The following is a 15,569-nucleotide window of genomic DNA, read 5'->3' as shown; positions in this document are numbered from 1 at the left end:
CTCCAGCACTCCGAGCTACCGCACCGAGCACCTGCTCGCTACGGCGAGAAGCGGGAGACACGCCCTAGTGGGTGAACAGCTTGGCCGCGGTGATCAGCGTCTGGATGACGCCGTAGCCGAGCAGGACGGCGACGAGCGCCCAGGAGACGACTAGGCGAGGGGTCTGGTTCATGACGCGGCCTCCGTTGTTGCGGTGCTGCTGGACTTCTCGTGGAACCGCTCCGCGACGGGGCGGATCAGCAGGTTGGCGACGAAACCGATCGCGAGAACGCCGACCATCGTGAACAGGGCGGGCCGGTAGGCCTCCTCGGTCAGCGTGCCCGGCTTGCCCTCACGGTCGAGGAAGCCGTTGATGATGAGCGGGCCGAAGACCCCCGCGGCCGACCACGCGGTCAGCAGCCGGCCGTGGATCGCGCCGACCTGGTACGTGCCGAACAGATCCCGCAGGTACGCCGGTACGGTCGCGAAACCGCCGCCGTAGAAGGACAGGATGACCGCGGCGAGCAGGACGAACACCACCGTGCTGGTGTGCCCGACGGTCGCGAGCAGGAAGTACGCGATGATCCCGACGCCGAGGTAGAGCGCGTAGATCGGCTTGCGGCCGATCACGTCCGACGTCGTCGACCAGCCGAACCGGCCGGCCATGTTGAAGATCGACAGCACCCCGACGAACCCGGCCGCCGCGGCGACCGCGACCGAGGACTTGCCGTCGGGGTTGCGGAAGAAGTCCTGGATCATCGGGCTGGCCTGCTCCAGGATGCCGATCCCCGCGGTGACGTTGCAGAGCAGCACGACCCACAGCAGCCAGAACTGCGGGGTCTTGATCGCGTTCGCGGCCGAGACGTTCGCGGTCGTGACGAGTGCCTTCTGCTTGACCGTCGAGGGGTCGAAACCGTCCGGCTTCCAGCCCTCGGCGGGAACGCGGATGTTGAAGACCCCGAACATCATGATCACGAAGTAGCCGATGCCCAGGGTGAGGAACAGCGCGACCAGCGCGCCGCCGCCGGCCACCGAGGCCGAGTTGTTCGGGTCGTAGCCGTCGTCGTACAGGCCGAGCAGCTGGCGCGACAGCGGGCTGGCGACCAGCGCGCCGCCGCCGAAGCCCATGATCGCCAGGCCGGTGGCCAGGCCCGGGCGGTCGGGGAACCACTTGATCAGCGTCGAGACCGGCGAGATGTAGCCGATGCCCAGGCCGATGCCGCCGATCACGCCGTACCCGAGGTAGACCAGCCACAGCTGGCCGGTACCGATGCCCAGGGCCCCTACCAGGAAGCCCGCGGCCCAGAAGCAGGCCGAGACGAACATCGCCTTGCGCGGGCCGTTGCGCTCGACCCAGGTGCCGCCGACCGCGGCGGACAGGCCCAGCATCACGATCGCGATGCTGAAGATCACGCCGATCGAGGTCTGGCTGGCGTCGAAGTGCTTCACCATCGACGTCTTGTAGACCGAGGTCGCGTAGGCCTGACCGATGCACAGGTGGACCGCCAGCGCGGCCGGCGGGATCAGCCAGCGGCTGTAGCCCGGGGGCGCGACGCTGTGCTCCCGGTCGAGGACCGACAAGATGCCCATTCAACGACTCCTTCGGAAATGTCGCCCCCGGGTTGTGGCCCCCGAGGGCAACCTAGACCCATCGAGGGGGTTCCTGGCGGAACGGTATCCAAATTGTGAAGTCTTCAACCATCGTGTCGCCCGGCGACAATTCGCCCCCGAAGCTGTGAGACTGGGAGACATGGCGATCTCGGCGAAGTTGTTGGGCGAGGACGAGTACGTCGTCGTCAGCACCCGGACGCACTGGAAGGCACTGATCTTCCCGGTGTTCCTGCTGCTCGTGGTAGCGGGCGGCGGTGGGTTCCTGGCCGCGATCGTGCCGTCGGGCAGCCTGCAGACCCCGGCCCGGATCGCGATCGGCGTGGTCGGGCTGCTGGTGCTCGTGGTGTTCGGGGCGAAGCCGTTCCTGAACTGGTTCTTCTCGACGTACACGCTGACCAACCGGCGACTCATCACCCGGCACGGCATCCTGACCCGGACCGGCCGTGACATCCCGCTGATGCGGATCAACGACGTCTCGTACGAGCACGGCCTGATCGACCGGATGCTCGGCTGCGGCACGCTGCAGATCGAGTCCGCCGGTGAGCGCGGCCAGGTGGTCCTGCCGGACGTCCCGCACGTCGAGCACATGCACCTGCAGATGTCCGACCTGCTCTTCGGCGGGCCGGAGGGACGGCCCGGCGACGGGATCCTGGACGACGAGGCGCCGCCGGAGCAGCTCCGCCGGCGGCCTGCCGAGCAGCCGCCGGCCCCGCGGGAAGAGCCGGACGCCGAGACGCTGTTCAGCTCCGAGGACGACGACCGGCGCTGATCTGCCCCGGTCTGCCCCGCGAAATGGCCTGGTGCGGGGATCCGGCGTCCGAGAGCCTCGGCGCATGGAGCCTCTCATCGACCTCGGCCGACCCACTGCCGCGCGGGTGTACGACGTACTGCTCGGCGGCAAGGACAACTTCGCGTGCGACCGGGCGGTCTCTCGCCGGCTGACGGAGATCGCGCCCGAGCTCCCGGTCTGGGCCCGGGAGAACCGGCGCTGGTTGCGGCGCGTGGTCAGCTGGCTGGCCCGCGAGCACCGGATCGACCAGTTCCTCGATCTCGGCGCCGGCCTGCCGACCGCGGAGAACACGCACCAGATCGCGCAGGGCATCAACCCGGCCGCCAAGGTCGTGTACGTCGACATCGACCCGGCCGTGATCGCGCACGGCCGCGCCCTGCTGGTCGAGAACGAGCACACCGGTTTCGCCGCGGCCGACTTCACCCGGCCGCACCAGGTGCTGTCCGACGAAGCCGTCGTCGGCCTGGACGCGGAGCGCCCGATCGGCCTGATCGAGGCGCTGGTGCTGCAGCACGTGCCCGACCTCGACCACGCGCGCGAGATCCAGGCGGCGTACCTGGACAAGCTGCCGTCCGGGTCGTTCGTCGCGATCAGCCACGCCTGCAACGCCCAGGTCCCTGACGCCTTCGAGAACAGCTTCCCCGAGCTGCGCTTCCGGACGCCGGAGGAGATCCTGTCCCTGTTCGGCGACCTCGAGGTGCTCTCGCCGGGCCTCGTCCGGCTGTCCGAGTGGAACCCGTACGGCGAAGCCGAGATCGTTGACACCGGCAACTTCCTGTACTGCGCGGTCGCCCGCAAGCCCTGACCGCTGCCGGACCGACCCGCCCGCATACGCTGATCGCATGAACCGCGTGGTCGAAGCAGCCGAGAACGTCTTCCTGGTCAACGGCTCGGCCGTCAACTGGATCCTGCTGCGCGACGGCACCGACCTCACCCTCGTCGACGGCGGCTACCCCGGCGACGTGGACGACGTCGAGGCGTCGATCCGCACGATCGGCCGCCGCCCCGAGGATGTCCGCGCCATCCTCGTCACCCACGCCCACGCCGACCACCTCGGCGCGGTGAACCCGTTCCACGCCCGCTACGGCACCCCGGCGTACTTCGACCCCGTCGAGGTCGCCCACGCCCACCGCGACTACCTCGAACAGCTCACCCCACCGACGCTGCTCGCCAACATCTGGCGCCCCCGCGTCCTCCCGTGGGCCGTCCACATCCTCCGCAACGGCGCGACGAAGCCGGTCGCGGCGCCGCACGCCGAGCCCTTCCCCAGCCCCCTCGACCTCCCCGGCGCGCCCGTCCCCGTCCCCACCCACGGCCACACCTCAGGCCACACCGCCTTCCACCTGCCGTCGGTCGGCGCAGTCATCACCGGCGACGCCCTCGTCACCGGCCACCCGCTCTCACCCACCACCGGGCCGCAACTGCTCCCCGCGATGTTCGCCCACACCAGCCGAGCCGACCTGCTGGCCGCCCTCACGCCGTTGGAGTCCCTGGACGCCAACCTCGTCCTCCCGGGCCACGGGCCTCTCCACCACGGCCCGATCGCGGACGCGGTCGCCAGCGTCCGCGCGACGGGCTGAAGCGCGCGATCCCGAGATCACCGACACTCAGCCGAAGGCCTTATCGACAGCCCTGATTCGACAGCGCCTCAGTCGGCGGGGGCGAGAGTCTCGACGCGAATGACGGCGAGGTGGCCGTCGCCTGTGGTCCGGACCGGTTCGTCGAGCTCTGCGACGTCGCCGGGGCCTATCGTGATGGAGGTGTCCGCGGTCTGGAGGGTGGCTGATCCGTCGAGGCACACGATCACCAAGGGGTCGGCCTTGGTGATCGTGAGCGCGGCCTGGCCAGGGGAGAGGACTGTCACGGTGGCATTCGCTCGCCCGCGTCTGGTCATGATGTTGAGGTCGCGCGTCGGACCGGGCACCCGGCAGCTGACCTCGAGGCCACCGTCGAAGTGGAACGGCTCGTACGGCGTGAGGGTGTGCTCGGTGCCGGCCAGCAGAAGGGTCAGCGCCGAGCCCTCGACCAGGAGGATCGTGCGGTCGACGTTCGGGAAGACCGAGAAGTCGCAGTCCTCGGTGACCTCGGCCAGGCTTACGCGCCAGGTGAAGTCGGCCGAGGAACCGCCGAGCGGAGACTCCTCGGCGCCGCCGCTCGGCGGGCCACTCGCCAGTTCGGTGGTCAGACCGGCGCCGTTGCGCCAGGCGACTCGTTGCTGGTCGGCGGCCCGCTGGAGGCGTCTCAGCCCAGGCCCTTCAACAATTGGCGGGCCATGACGATGCGCTGGACCTGGTTGGTGCCTTCGTAGATCTGGGTGATCTTGGCGTCGCGCATCATCCGCTCGACCGGGTAGTCGTGGGTGTAGCCGTAGCCGCCGAGGAGCTGGACGGCGTCGGTGGTGACGGCCATCGCGACGTCGGAGGCGAAGCACTTCGCGGCGGCGCCGAAGTACGTGAGGTCAGCATCCCCACGCTCGGAGCGGGCGGCGGCCGCGTAGGTGAGCTGGCGGGCGGCCTCGAGCTTCATGCCCATGTCGGCGAGCATGAACTGCAGGCCCTGGAACTCCGCGATCGCCTTGCCGAACTGCTTGCGCTCCTTGACGTACCCGAGCGCGTAGTCGAGCGCGCCCTGCGCGATGCCGAGGGCCTGGGCGGCGATCGTCACCCGGGTGTGGTCGAGCGTCGCCATCGCCGTACCGAAGCCGGTGCCCGGGGCGCCGATCATCCGCGACGCCGGGATCCGGACGTTGTCGAAGTAGACCTCGCGGGTCGGCGAGCCCTTGATGCCGAGCTTCTTCTCCGGGGCGCCGAACGACACGCCCTCGTCGGCCTTCTCGACCACGAACGCGGAGATGCCCTTCGAGCGGGCGTCGGGGTCGGTGACCGCGAAGACCGTGTAGTAGTCGCTGACGCCGGCGTTGGTGATCCAGCGCTTCACGCCGTTCAGTACGAAGTCGTCGCCGTCGGCGACCGCGCGGGTCTTCATCGACACCGCGTCCGAACCGGCTTCGGGCTCGGACAGGCAGTACGAGAACATCGCGTCGCCGCTCGCGACCGGCGGCAGGTACCGCTGCTTGACCTCCTCGGACGCCGCCAGCAGCAGCGGCAGCGAGCCGAGCTTGTTCACCGCGGGGATCAGTGAGGTGGACGCGCAGGCGCGGGCCACCTCCTCGATCACGATCACCGTGGCCAGCGCGTCGGCGCCGGCGCCGCCGTAGGCCTCCGGGATGTGCGGGGCGTGGAAGTCCGAGGCCTTCAGCGCGTCGTACGACGCCTTCGGGAACTCGGCGAGCTCGTCGACGTCCCCGGCGTGCGGGGCCACCTTGGCGTCGCAGACGTCGCGGACCGCCGCCCGGATCGCCTCGTGCTCCTCGGACAGCGCGTACAGGTCGAATGAGTTACTCACGAGTTGCAATGTACGACGGATCGCCGCCGACGACGACCTCACGACACCGGAAAGTGACGTACGGCGCACCCACCGGCACCGGGCCGACCAGCGCCGTTCACGGAACGGAAAGTCGCGTCGGTAGAGTCGCCCGCATGACTGAAGGCACGCCCACCGGCTCGCTGCGGATCGCGGTGATCGGGACCAACTACCTCGGCGCCAACACCGCCGCCGGCATGGCCGAGTTCGGTTTCGACGTGATCGGCGTCGAGATCGACGAGCACCGGCTGAAGCTGCTCAACGACGGCAAGGCCCCGCTGTACGAGCCGGGTCTCGACCCGCTGCTGAAGAAGCACGTCGACTCCGGGCGGCTCCGGTTCACCAAGGACTACCGCGAGATCGCCGACTGGGCGGACGTGCACTTCATCTGCGTCGGGACCCCGCAGACCGAGGGCAGCGACGCCGCCGACCTGGCCCAGGTCAACTCGGTGGTCGACATGCTCGCGCCGCTGCTGACCCGGCCGACGCTGGTCGTCGGCCGATCGACCGTGCCGGTCGGTACGTCGAAGCTGGTCGAGCAGCGGTTCCACCGCGAGGCCCCGGCCGGGACCGGCGTCGAGATCGCGTGGCAGCCGGAGTTCCTGCGGGAGGCGCACGGCGTCGACGACACGCTGCACCCGGACCGCCTGGTGTTCGGCGTACAGACTCCGGAGGCCGAGGCGACGCTGCGGCAGGTGTTCGCGACGCCGATCGCCGAGGGCACGCCGGTCGTGGTCTGCAACCTGCCGACCGCCGAGCTGGTCAAGGGCGGGGCGAACGCCTTCCTGGCCACGAAGATCTCGTTCATCAACGCGCTCTCGGAGATGGCCGACGCGACCGGCGCCGACGTCACCCAGCTCGCGGACGCGCTGGGCTTCGACAAGCGGATCGGCCGCGGCATGCTGAACGCAGGGCCCGGGTACGGCGGTGGCTGCCTGCCCAAGGACCTGCGCGCCTTCATGGCCCGGGCCGGTGAGCTCGGGGTCGAGGAGGTGATCACGCTGCTGCGCGAGGTCGACGACATCAACTACCGGCGCCGCGCGCGGATCGTCGACGTCACCCACGAGCTGCTCGGCGCCGCGTGGGTCGGGCGGAACGTGACCGTGCTCGGCGCCGCGTTCAAGGCCGGGACGGACGACGTCCGGGACTCGCCCGCGCTCGACATCGCCGGGCGGATCCAGCTGCACGGCGCGACCGTCACCGTGTACGACCCGGAGGCGATGGAGAACGCGCGCCGGGTGCGCCCGACGTTGCGGTACGCCGGTTCGGCGCTCGAGGCCTGCGAGGGTGCGCACCTGGTGCTGCACCTGACGGAGTGGCCGGAGTTCCGCGAGCTGGACCCGGTCACGCTGAAGGAGGTCGTGGACACGCCGACGATCCTCGACGCGAGACTGCTGCTGGACGCGGGCCAGTGGCGCGCCGCCGGTTGGACCTACCGGGCGCCGGGCAAGCCGTAGAGCAGATCAGCTGACGGTCGCGTTGCGCATCACCGGACGGGTGAGCGCAACGAGGCCGATCAAGGCCGACGCGATACCGATGCCCAGGCAGACGCCGGTGATCCCGACGCCGTCGAGGTCGGCGAACGTGCCGAGCAGCGGGTTCATCACCACGAGCGCGAGGTTCTGGCACAGGACGACGACCGACTGCAGCCGCGACTGGAACTCGCGCTCGACCGAGTTCATCAGCAGCGGCAGCACGTGGCCCGTGAACAGGCCGACGCCGACCCCGCTGACCGCGGCCGCCGCGATCGTCAGTGGCAGCTGATCCGACAGTGACAGCCCGAACAACCCGGCCGCCGCGAAGAACAGCCCGATGGCCGCGACCATCCCGGGCCGGCTGAACGCGCCGCGCATCAGGATCCGCAACGCGATCGCGCCGACGCCGAGGCTGCGGGCCGCGATCAGCACACCCGCCGTACCCGCCGACCATTGGTGGTCGCGGGCGAGCAGCGGCAGCAGCAGGATGTCCAACGGCATCAGCAGGCCGGCGGCCAGCGTCATCGTGATCAGCAACGTCCGCGTCAGCGGCCGGCCGAACGCGACCTTCATCCCCTCGGCGATCGACCGGAACATCCCCAGCGTCGCCTTCGGCGGCAGCTCGATCGTCTTGCCCAGCAGGGCCAGGACGACGATCATCACCACGAACGTCAACGCGTCGAACCCGGCCGCCGCGGTCAGTCCGGCCCAGCCGACCAGCAGACCGCCGACCAGCGTGCCGATCACCGCGAACACCATGCCGGTGACCTGGAAGCTGGCCATCGCGCGCGGGATCTGCGCGGGCGGCACCAGCAGCCGCGGCATCGAGCGCGACGACGGCAGGAAGAACGCGTCGATCACGCCGACCACGAGGGCCGTGGTGACCAGCAGCCAGACCGGTTCGTCGACCGCGATCGTGGCCGGGACCAGCGCCGCGGTGACCACGAACATCGCCGTACAGCTGACGAGCAGGACGCGGGGCGCGCCGAACCGGTCACCGACCGCGCCGCCGATCAGCAGCAGCGCGGCGCGCGGAGCCGCGGCGAGCAGCAGGACCAGGCCGGCCACCTGCCCGCCGTAGTGGCTGGCGGACCAGCCGATCGCGAACGACATCGTGAGATCGCCGAGCAGGGACACGGCAGCACCGAGCAGCCAGATCCAGTAACGGATCGGGATGCGCTGGGTGTCCGGTTCTGCGGGCGGAGTCACGATCGACGACCTTAGACGACAACGGTTGGGATCTCACGGCTACCCGCACCGAAGGTGTGGAAAACCGTCTGGGGACCGCCTTAACGCAGCTCTTCGGCGCCCTCACGCACCGCGACGCCCTTGGCCTTGGCGAGCTCGGCCAGCGAGTCCTGGAAGTCGGTCATCTTCTCGAGCAGTTCGGGATCGTGCGCGGCCAGGATCCGCACCGCCAGCAGCCCCGCGTTGCGCGCGTTGCCGATCGAGACCGTCGCCACCGGGACGCCGGCCGGCATCTGCACGATCGACAGCAGCGAGTCCATCCCGTCCAGGTACTTCAGCGGCACCGGTACGCCGATCACCGGCAACGGCGTGACCGCGGCCAGCATGCCCGGCAGGTGCGCCGCGCCGCCCGCGCCGGCGATCAGCACCTTGAGCCCGCGGCCGTGCGCCTGCCGCCCGTACTCGATCATCTCCACCGGCATCCGGTGCGCGGAGATCACGTCCGCCTCGAAGGTCACGCCGAACTCGGCGCACACCTCCGCGGCGGCCTTCATCACCGGCCAGTCGGAGTCGGATCCCATCACGATGCCCACGGTCATGGCCGGTTCCTCACTCGTCGATCGTGCCGGTCAGGTACGCCGCGGCGTGCCGCGCGCGTTCGCGAACCTCGTCCAGGTCGTCGCCGTACGCCGTGACGTGGCCGACCTTGCGGCCCGGCTTCACGGACTTGCCGTAGAAGTGCACCTTCAGCCCCGGGTCGCGCGCCATGCAGTGCAGCAGTCCCAGGTGCATGTCCTCGACGTCGCCGCCGAGCACGTTCACCATCACGGTGTACGGCGCCCGCGCGGCCGGCGATCCCAGCGGCAGATCCAGCACGGCGCGCAGGTGGTTCTCGAACTGGCTGGTGACCGCGCCCTCGATCGACCAGTGGCCGGTGTTGTGCGGACGCATCGCGAGCTCGTTGACCAGCAGGCGGCCGTCGCGGGCCTCGAACATCTCGACCGCGAGGATGCCGACGACGCCGAGCTCGCCGGCGATCCGCAGCGCGGTCTGCTGGGCCTGCGCGGCCTTGTCCGGGTCCAGGCCGGGGGCGGGCGCGGTGACCTCGACGCAGATGCCGTCCTTCTGGACCGACTCCACGACGGGGTACGCGACGGCCTGGCCGTGCGGGCTGCGGGCGACGATCGCGGACAGCTCGCGGACGAAGTCGACCTTCTCCTCGGCCAGGATCGGTACGCCGGAGCCGAACGCCTGCGCGACCGCGGCGTCGTCCGGACCGTCGACGAACCAGACGCCCTTGCCGTCGTACCCGCCGCGCGTGGTCTTCAGGATGATCGGGAAGCCGCCGACGCGCTTGGCGAAGTCGGCGACGTCGGCCGGCGTCGCGACCACCTGGTGGGCCGGCGAGGGCGCGTCGATGGTGTCCAGCCGCTGCCGCATCACCGCCTTGTCCTGCGCGTGCACGAGCGCGTCCGGACCAGGCCGTACGGCGACGCCGGCCGCCTCCAGCTCGCGGAGCAGGTCGGTCGGGACGTGCTCGTGGTCGAAGGTGACGACGTCCGCCTCCGCGGCGAACGCCTTGACCGTCGCCGGGTCGCGGTAGTCGCCGACCGGAGCGTCGGCCACCGCCTGCGCCGCCGACACGGTCGGCCCCTCGGCCAGCACCCGCAGCTGGATTCCCAGCGCGACCGCCGACTCCTGCGTCATCCTGGCCAGCTGACCGCCGCCGACCATGCCCACCACGGGGGTCCCGACGGGGAGATCCTTACGCTCGAACTTCACGGTCCTGAGCCTAGTGGTTGAGCATTTGGCCGCTTACATCACCCGGCGCCCGGCGGCCACCCCGGCGCGCGGGCGATTTTCGTGTCGGCCCCCACGGCGGGTACCGTGAAGACTGCCCCACTGACTGCGCACAGCCAGTAGTCCGTTCACAGAGAGTCCACTGGTCCGTTGAAGATCTTCACCACGCTGTACCGCCAGGTCGAGCACCTGGTGCACGAAGTGGCCAAGTTCGGGCTGGTCGGTCTGCTCGGCATGGTCGTCGACCTGCCGATCTACAACTGGCTGGTGTTCGACAACCCCCTGGTCGTCTTCGGTACGCACGGCGACGGGATGCTGCACGACCGGCCGGTGACGGCGAAGTTCATCTCGGTCACGGTCGCCACCGTCGCGACGTACCTGGGCAACCGGCACTGGACCTGGCGGCACCGCGAGCGCACCGGGCTGCACCGCGAGTACGTCCTGTTCTTCGTCCTGAACGGCATCGGCCTGCTGATCTCGGCCGGCTGCCTCGGCTTCTCGCGGTACGTGCTGGACCTGCACACCGCGCTCGCCGACAACATCTCCGCGAACGTGATCGGCCTGGGCCTGGGCACCCTGTTCCGCTTCTGGTCCTACCGCAAGTGGGTCTTCCGCGAGGAGATCGAGCTCGACGAGGCCGAGCACCAGGCCAAGACCCCGGACTCACCGGCCGGCCTGGACGCCGAGAACACCGGCGACATCCCCGTGGTGCGCTGACTCCCACACACTTTCTGAAGGCCCGGAACAGGACATCCTGTTCCGGGCCTTTCACGGACGCAGGCTGCTGACTGCGAGGTCCAGGAAGTCGAGTGCCAGTTCGTTGCGGCGGCCGGCCGGAACGACCAGGCAGGTCTCGTCGGGCTCGGCGTCCGCGATCGGGAGGTAGACGAGGTCCGGGCGCGGATAGACCCGGGCCACCGTCTCGGGGACCAGGGCGATGCCGTGGCCGGAGGCGATCAGTTCGAACTTCTCCTCGATCGACGCGGTCCGGCGCCGTTGGGTGTTCATGATCTCCTCGCCGTCGAGGTCGGCCCGCACCACCGTCTCGCGGTCGGCCAGCCGGTGCGACAACGGCAGGCAGGCGACCCGCCGCTCATTGCCGATAGCAACGACACGCATCCCGGTCCGGTCGAAGGATCCCCGCAGGTAGCCGATGTCGGCCCGCCCGTCGCGCAGCGGCCCGTCCTGCTCCCACCAGTTGAGGCGCAGCAGGTCGACCTCGACGTCGGGGTACTTCGCGGCGAAGGCCACCACCACCTCGGACACCCGCAGTCCGGAGGCGAAGGCGACGACCAACCGCCGGACCCCGCGACCGACCTCGTGCACGCGCCGGACCGCGGAGTCGACACTGGCCAGCACTCCTGCCGCTTCCTCGCGCAACTGCTCGCCGGCCGGGGTGAGCTGCACGCTGCGCGTGGTACGGACGAACAGTTCGCAGCCGAGCTCGCGCTCCAGGGCGCGGATCTGCCGGCTGAGGACCGGCTGCGCGATGTAGAGCGCGTCGGCCGCCCGGCCGAAGTGCCGGTGCTCGGCGACCGCCGCGAAGTACCGCAGCTTGCGCAGATCGAGATCCATACCTCAACGGTATCAATAGTCACGGAGAGGTATTGGACCCCGGCGAGATGGCCACGCAGTGTTGACACCATGATTGTCATCACCACGCCGACCGGCGACATCGGCAGCCGACTGCTGCACCTGCTGCTGCAGGATCCCCATCAGGAGCAACTCCGCGTCATCGTGCGCGATCCCGCCAAACTCCCCGACGACGTCCGTGGACGCGTCGACATCGTCACCGGATCCCACGGCGACGCCGAAGTCGTTGGCAAGGCGTTCGCCGGCGCCGACACGGTGTTCTGGGTCGTCCCACCGGACAGTCGGACGCCCAGTCTCGAGGCCGCGTACTCCGGGTTCACGCGAGCCGCCACCGAAGCCTTCACGGCGTACGGCGTCAGCCACGTCGTCGGCGTCTCGGCACTCGGCCGCGGTACGCCGGTCGCCGGGCAGGCCGGTCTCGTCACGGCCTCGCTCGCCATGGACGACCTGATCGCGAACACCGGAGTCGCCTACCGCGCCCTGGCCAATCCGTCGTTCATGGACAACCTGCTGCGCCAGGTCACCTCGATCCGGGACCACGGCGTGTTCACCGACACCGTCGACGCCGACCGCCGGGCGCCGTTCGTGGCCACCCGGGACATCGCCGCCGTGGCCGCTGGCCTGCTGCTGGACCGGTCCTGGACCGGCGCCGACGAGGCTCCCGTCCTCGGCCCCGAGGACCTCTCGGCCACTGACCTGGCCCGCATCATGTCCGAAGTCCTCGGCCGCCCGATTCGCTACGAACGGGAGCCGCTCGACTCGCTCGCCGCCCGACTGACGAGTTTCGGCGCCGGGGACGCCTTCGCCGGCGGCATGGTCGACATGATGCGCGCCAAGGACGAAGGCCTCGACGCCGGCGTCCGCCGTACGCCGGAGACCTCCACCCCGACAACCTTCCGCCAGTGGTGCGAGCAAGTCCTCGCGCCCGCTGTCCTCGCCTGACCAGGAGAACCATGCCCCGCACTGCCCTCATCGTCGGCGCTTCCCGCACCCTCGGCCGGGCGCTGGCCGCCGAGTACCTCCGCCTCGGGTGGACCGTGATCGGCACCGTCCGCGGCGACCGTCGCACGGAACTCCACGACCTGGCCGAGACCGCTGACGGGCGTCTGGTCATCGAGACGCTCGACATGACCGAGACCGAGCAGCTCGCCGCGCTGCGGGACCGGCTGGCCGGCCGCACCATCGACCTGCTGTTCGTCAACGCCGGGATTACGAGGGGCGACCTTCCGATCGCCGAGGTCCCGACCGAGATGTTCACCGAGGTCCTGGTCACCAACGCGCTCAGTCCGTTGCGGGTGATCGAGACGTTGCGCCCGCTGGTCGCGCCCGCAGGCACGATCGGCGTCATGTCGTCGAGGCAAGGCAGCCTCAGCCTGAACACCAACGGCGGCCAGGACGCCTACCGGGCCAGCAAGTCCGCCCTCAACCAGCTGATGCGCTGCTACGCCGCACGGTATGCCGACGACCTGCACACCCTCCTGCTCATCAACCCGGGCTGGGTGAAGACCGAGCTCGGCGGCCCGGGCGCGCTGCTCACGATCGAGGACCGCATCCCCGGCGTCGCGGCAACGATCAACGCCCAGTCAGGCAAGCCCGGGCTCCAGTTCCTCGACTACCAAGGGGAGGTCGTCCCGTGGTAGCACCCGCGCCGACTCGGCGCCGCTGAAGCGTCGAGGGTGCGTGTGGGGCTGTGACGTCCTGATGCGGTTCAACGAACGGGGGTTCGACGGGTTCGTGCTGTGGCCTGAGGGTGACGCCGCCGAGCAGGCGCGGCGGTTCGGCGAGGAGGTCGCGCCCGCCGTACGGGAGCGGATCGGCTAGAGCCGCGGGATCGGATCGGCTAGAGAGCCGCGGGATTGGATCAGTTAGAGCCGCGGGGCGGATCAGCTGGAGGCGCGTTGGTGCTCGACGACCGCGCGGAAGTCGGCGAGGAAGCGGTCGTAGGCCTTCGGTCCGAGGAAGGCGCGGTGGCGGTCGCCGATCTCGGCCATGATCGCGTCGGCGGTGTCCATCTCGGCGCGGCCGCGGGCGGTCGGGACGAGGAGCTTGGCGCGCCGGTCGGCGGGGTCGGGGCGGCGTTCGACGTAGCCGAGGGCTTCGAGTTCGTCGACGTTCTTGCCGACGACCTGCTTGTGCTGGCCGGACCGGCGGGCCAGCTCGGTCGCGCGGATGCCGTCGACGCGTAGGTAGGCCAGTACGGCGCCGTGCCGCGGCGCGAGGTCGTCGAAGCCTTCCTGGTGGAGCCTCCGGAAGAGCTCGCCCTGGACCGAGAACAGCAACCGGCCGGCGAGAACGCCCAGATCGGTTGCCTCGTCGCGGCGTTCGCCGTCCTCCGGCGCACCGCTGTCGGCCACCGCTGCCTCCTCGAGTCCCAGGTTGGCAGCACCCTACAAGACCACGGTGCAGCACGGACTCAGCGCCGCTCGAGGTGCAAGGAGTCGAGCCATCGCCGGGTGAGGATCGTGCGTTCAGTACGACGCAGCAGCGCCGCCGGCCCGCAGGCGACTTGTGCGGACCCCAGATCCTGCTCGCGTCCGATCAGTGCGAGGCGCCCGTCCGCTATGTGGTAAGGATTTGTGATAGTCCATTTAGGTGACTATGCTGCGATCGTCAGGTCGGACGCAATGCTCGGGGAGGTGCAGGTCGTGTCGCAGCTCGGTCGCGGTCGCCTCCACGCGAACAGCCTCGCGCCCGTGCTCCCGGGCCGGCCAGGTCTGAGCGGTTCGATTCTCGACGGGATCGGTTCATGGACAGCGTGAGCCGGCTGGTCCGTCTGGCGCGGTTGCGGGGCGAGATCGACGTGCGCTGCCTGATGGCCGGCGGTTTCGCGATCGACCACCCGCCGGCCGGGCCGGGGCTGGTGCCGTTTCACCTGGTGCTCGCGGGCACCTGCACGATCACTTCCGCGGCGTTCACGGCGGACCTGAAGCCCGGCGATCTGTTGCTGCTCCCGCAGGGCGACGCGCACCAGGTGACCACGACCTCGGATCAACGGCTGGAGTTCACCGAAGCTCGCGGGCGGTCGTTCAGCACCCGCCGTACGACGGGCGCCGCGCCCGAGCTCGATCTGTTCTGCGGGCACTACCGCGTCGACGAGGGCGCCGGCGCTCTGCTGTTCCGACTGATGCCGCGCGTCGTCCACGTATCGCTGGACCAGCCGGCGCTCGCGCTGGCCGAGATCCTCCGCCGCGAGGCGACTTTCGACGGGCCGGGGACCGGGGTGATCGTGTCGGCGCTGCTCGACGCGTTGCTCGCGATGGCGTTGCGCAGCCGGTCGGGACGGCGGCCGGACACTCCTGAGCTGTGGACCGCGATCGGTGACGACGTTCTGGGCAAGGTGATCTGCGCGGTTGTCGACCGGCCGGGCGAGGCGTGGACGATCGACCGGTTGGCGGCCGCGGCGTCGATGTCACGGGCAACGTTCCTGCGCCGCTTCAACGCCCGCACCGGTACGACGGTCGCGACGCTGCTGACAGGCATCCGCATGATGGTCGCGGCCGATCTGCTGACCGGGTCGGACCACTCGGTGTCCCGTGTCGCGAGGGAGGTCGGGTACCGCTCGGACTCCGCCTTCGGGCAGGCGTTCCGCGCCGCGCTCGGGGTCCTGCCGTCGCAGTACCGCAAGCAGATCCGTCACCCGGAACCGTCGTCCGGCACGTCATCTAACGGGCCCCAATGAGGTCCGGTCCGGCCGACGGGTCCCGTTCGAG

17 protein-coding genes are annotated in these 15,569 nt (G+C 70.1%); 8 read left to right on the top strand and 9 right to left on the bottom strand.

The window, feature by feature from the left end; all coding sequences use genetic code 11:
• Positions 1 to 64: 64 nt before the first annotated feature.
• Both ABD235_RS39905 and ABD235_RS16285 read right to left on the bottom strand, forming a co-directional pair.
• Positions 65 to 172 (bottom strand): MFS transporter small subunit, encoded by a 108-nt coding sequence (locus tag ABD235_RS39905; protein ID WP_425553121.1) that lies wholly within the window; start codon positions 170 to 172, stop codon positions 65 to 67.
• Positions 169 to 1,569 (bottom strand): OFA family MFS transporter, encoded by a 1,401-nt coding sequence (locus ABD235_RS16285; RefSeq protein WP_344174967.1) that lies wholly within the window; start codon positions 1,567 to 1,569, stop codon positions 169 to 171. The genes ABD235_RS39905 and ABD235_RS16285 overlap by 4 nt, the downstream gene beginning before the upstream one ends.
• Before the next feature lie 160 nt (positions 1,570 to 1,729).
• Between ABD235_RS16285 and ABD235_RS16280 the strand changes: the two genes are divergently transcribed.
• The 3 genes from ABD235_RS16280 (at position 1,730) to ABD235_RS16270 (ending at position 3,960) form a co-directional block, all read left to right on the top strand.
• Positions 1,730 to 2,359, top strand: a complete 630-nt coding sequence (locus ABD235_RS16280) for a PH domain-containing protein (protein WP_344174966.1) — start codon at positions 1,730 to 1,732, stop codon at positions 2,357 to 2,359.
• Between the two features lie 64 nt (positions 2,360 to 2,423).
• Positions 2,424 to 3,185: an SAM-dependent methyltransferase gene (locus ABD235_RS16275; RefSeq protein ID WP_344174964.1), complete on the top strand. Its 762-nt coding sequence runs from the start codon at positions 2,424 to 2,426 to the stop codon at positions 3,183 to 3,185.
• 37 nt (positions 3,186 to 3,222) lie between these two features.
• On the top strand, positions 3,223 to 3,960 hold the full coding sequence (locus tag ABD235_RS16270) for an MBL fold metallo-hydrolase (RefSeq protein ID WP_344174963.1): 738 nt from the start codon (positions 3,223 to 3,225) through the stop codon (positions 3,958 to 3,960).
• Positions 3,961 to 4,028: 68 nt separating this feature from the next.
• Here ABD235_RS16270 and ABD235_RS16265 read toward each other — a convergent pair whose 3' ends face one another.
• Together ABD235_RS16265 and ABD235_RS16260 are read right to left on the bottom strand one after the other, a co-directional pair.
• Positions 4,029 to 4,625 (bottom strand): HutD/Ves family protein, encoded by a 597-nt coding sequence (locus ABD235_RS16265; protein WP_344178669.1) that lies wholly within the window; start codon positions 4,623 to 4,625, stop codon positions 4,029 to 4,031.
• On the bottom strand, positions 4,622 to 5,785 hold the full coding sequence (locus ABD235_RS16260; protein ID WP_344174962.1) for an acyl-CoA dehydrogenase family protein: 1,164 nt from the start codon (positions 5,783 to 5,785) through the stop codon (positions 4,622 to 4,624). The genes ABD235_RS16265 and ABD235_RS16260 overlap by 4 nt, the downstream gene beginning before the upstream one ends.
• Before the next feature lie 134 nt (positions 5,786 to 5,919).
• On the opposite strand from ABD235_RS16260, the gene ABD235_RS16255 reads away from it, so the two are divergent.
• Positions 5,920 to 7,260: a UDP-glucose dehydrogenase family protein gene (locus ABD235_RS16255; protein ID WP_344174961.1), complete on the top strand. Its 1,341-nt coding sequence runs from the start codon at positions 5,920 to 5,922 to the stop codon at positions 7,258 to 7,260.
• A 6-nt stretch (positions 7,261 to 7,266) separates the two neighbouring features.
• Here the strand turns inward: ABD235_RS16255 and ABD235_RS16250 are convergent, their stop codons facing one another.
• The 3 genes from ABD235_RS16250 to ABD235_RS16240 all read right to left on the bottom strand — a co-directional run bounded on the left by ABD235_RS16250 (position 7,267) and on the right by ABD235_RS16240 (position 10,248).
• Positions 7,267 to 8,487 carry an MFS transporter gene (locus ABD235_RS16250; RefSeq protein ID WP_344174960.1) on the bottom strand — a complete coding sequence of 407 codons (1,221 nt, stop codon included), beginning with the start codon at positions 8,485 to 8,487 and terminating at the stop codon, positions 7,267 to 7,269.
• An 80-nt stretch (positions 8,488 to 8,567) separates the two neighbouring features.
• Positions 8,568 to 9,065 (bottom strand): 5-(carboxyamino)imidazole ribonucleotide mutase, encoded by a 498-nt coding sequence (gene purE / locus ABD235_RS16245; RefSeq protein ID WP_344174959.1) that lies wholly within the window; start codon positions 9,063 to 9,065, stop codon positions 8,568 to 8,570.
• Between the two features lie 10 nt (positions 9,066 to 9,075).
• Entirely contained in the window at positions 9,076 to 10,248 is a 1,173-nt protein-coding gene (locus ABD235_RS16240) for a 5-(carboxyamino)imidazole ribonucleotide synthase (protein WP_344174958.1), read from the bottom strand.
• A gap of 168 nt (positions 10,249 to 10,416) precedes the next feature.
• Here ABD235_RS16240 and ABD235_RS16235 point away from each other — a divergent pair, with 168 nt between their 5' ends.
• Positions 10,417 to 10,983, top strand: coding sequence for a GtrA family protein (locus tag ABD235_RS16235; RefSeq protein ID WP_344174957.1), 567 nt, complete (start codon positions 10,417 to 10,419; stop codon positions 10,981 to 10,983).
• A gap of 51 nt (positions 10,984 to 11,034) precedes the next feature.
• Here ABD235_RS16235 and ABD235_RS16230 read toward each other — a convergent pair whose 3' ends face one another.
• On the bottom strand, positions 11,035 to 11,841 hold the full coding sequence (locus ABD235_RS16230; RefSeq protein ID WP_344174956.1) for a LysR family transcriptional regulator: 807 nt from the start codon (positions 11,839 to 11,841) through the stop codon (positions 11,035 to 11,037).
• Positions 11,842 to 11,910: 69 nt separating this feature from the next.
• Here ABD235_RS16230 and ABD235_RS16225 point away from each other — a divergent pair, with 69 nt between their 5' ends.
• Together ABD235_RS16225 and ABD235_RS16220 are read left to right on the top strand one after the other, a co-directional pair.
• Positions 11,911 to 12,801 carry an NAD(P)H-binding protein gene (locus ABD235_RS16225; RefSeq protein ID WP_344174955.1) on the top strand — a complete coding sequence of 297 codons (891 nt, stop codon included), beginning with the start codon at positions 11,911 to 11,913 and terminating at the stop codon, positions 12,799 to 12,801.
• A gap of 11 nt (positions 12,802 to 12,812) precedes the next feature.
• A complete protein-coding gene (locus ABD235_RS16220) occupies positions 12,813 to 13,499 on the top strand; it encodes an SDR family NAD(P)-dependent oxidoreductase (RefSeq protein WP_344174954.1) in 687 nt (228 codons plus the stop codon).
• 243 nt (positions 13,500 to 13,742) lie between these two features.
• On the opposite strand, the gene ABD235_RS16215 is transcribed toward ABD235_RS16220, so the two are convergent.
• Positions 13,743 to 14,213: a MarR family winged helix-turn-helix transcriptional regulator gene (locus ABD235_RS16215; RefSeq protein ID WP_344174953.1), complete on the bottom strand. Its 471-nt coding sequence runs from the start codon at positions 14,211 to 14,213 to the stop codon at positions 13,743 to 13,745.
• 392 nt (positions 14,214 to 14,605) lie between these two features.
• On the opposite strand from ABD235_RS16215, the gene ABD235_RS16210 reads away from it, so the two are divergent.
• On the top strand, positions 14,606 to 15,538 hold the full coding sequence (locus ABD235_RS16210; RefSeq protein ID WP_344174952.1) for a cupin domain-containing protein: 933 nt from the start codon (positions 14,606 to 14,608) through the stop codon (positions 15,536 to 15,538).
• The last annotated feature ends 31 nt before the right edge of the window (positions 15,539 to 15,569 follow it).

Source organism: Kribbella lupini (assembly GCF_039529595.1).
Classification (GTDB): domain Bacteria; phylum Actinomycetota; class Actinomycetes; order Propionibacteriales; family Kribbellaceae; genus Kribbella; species Kribbella lupini.
The sequence above is the reverse complement of the archived record's forward strand: the minus strand, read 5'-3'. Positions and strand labels throughout refer to the sequence as shown.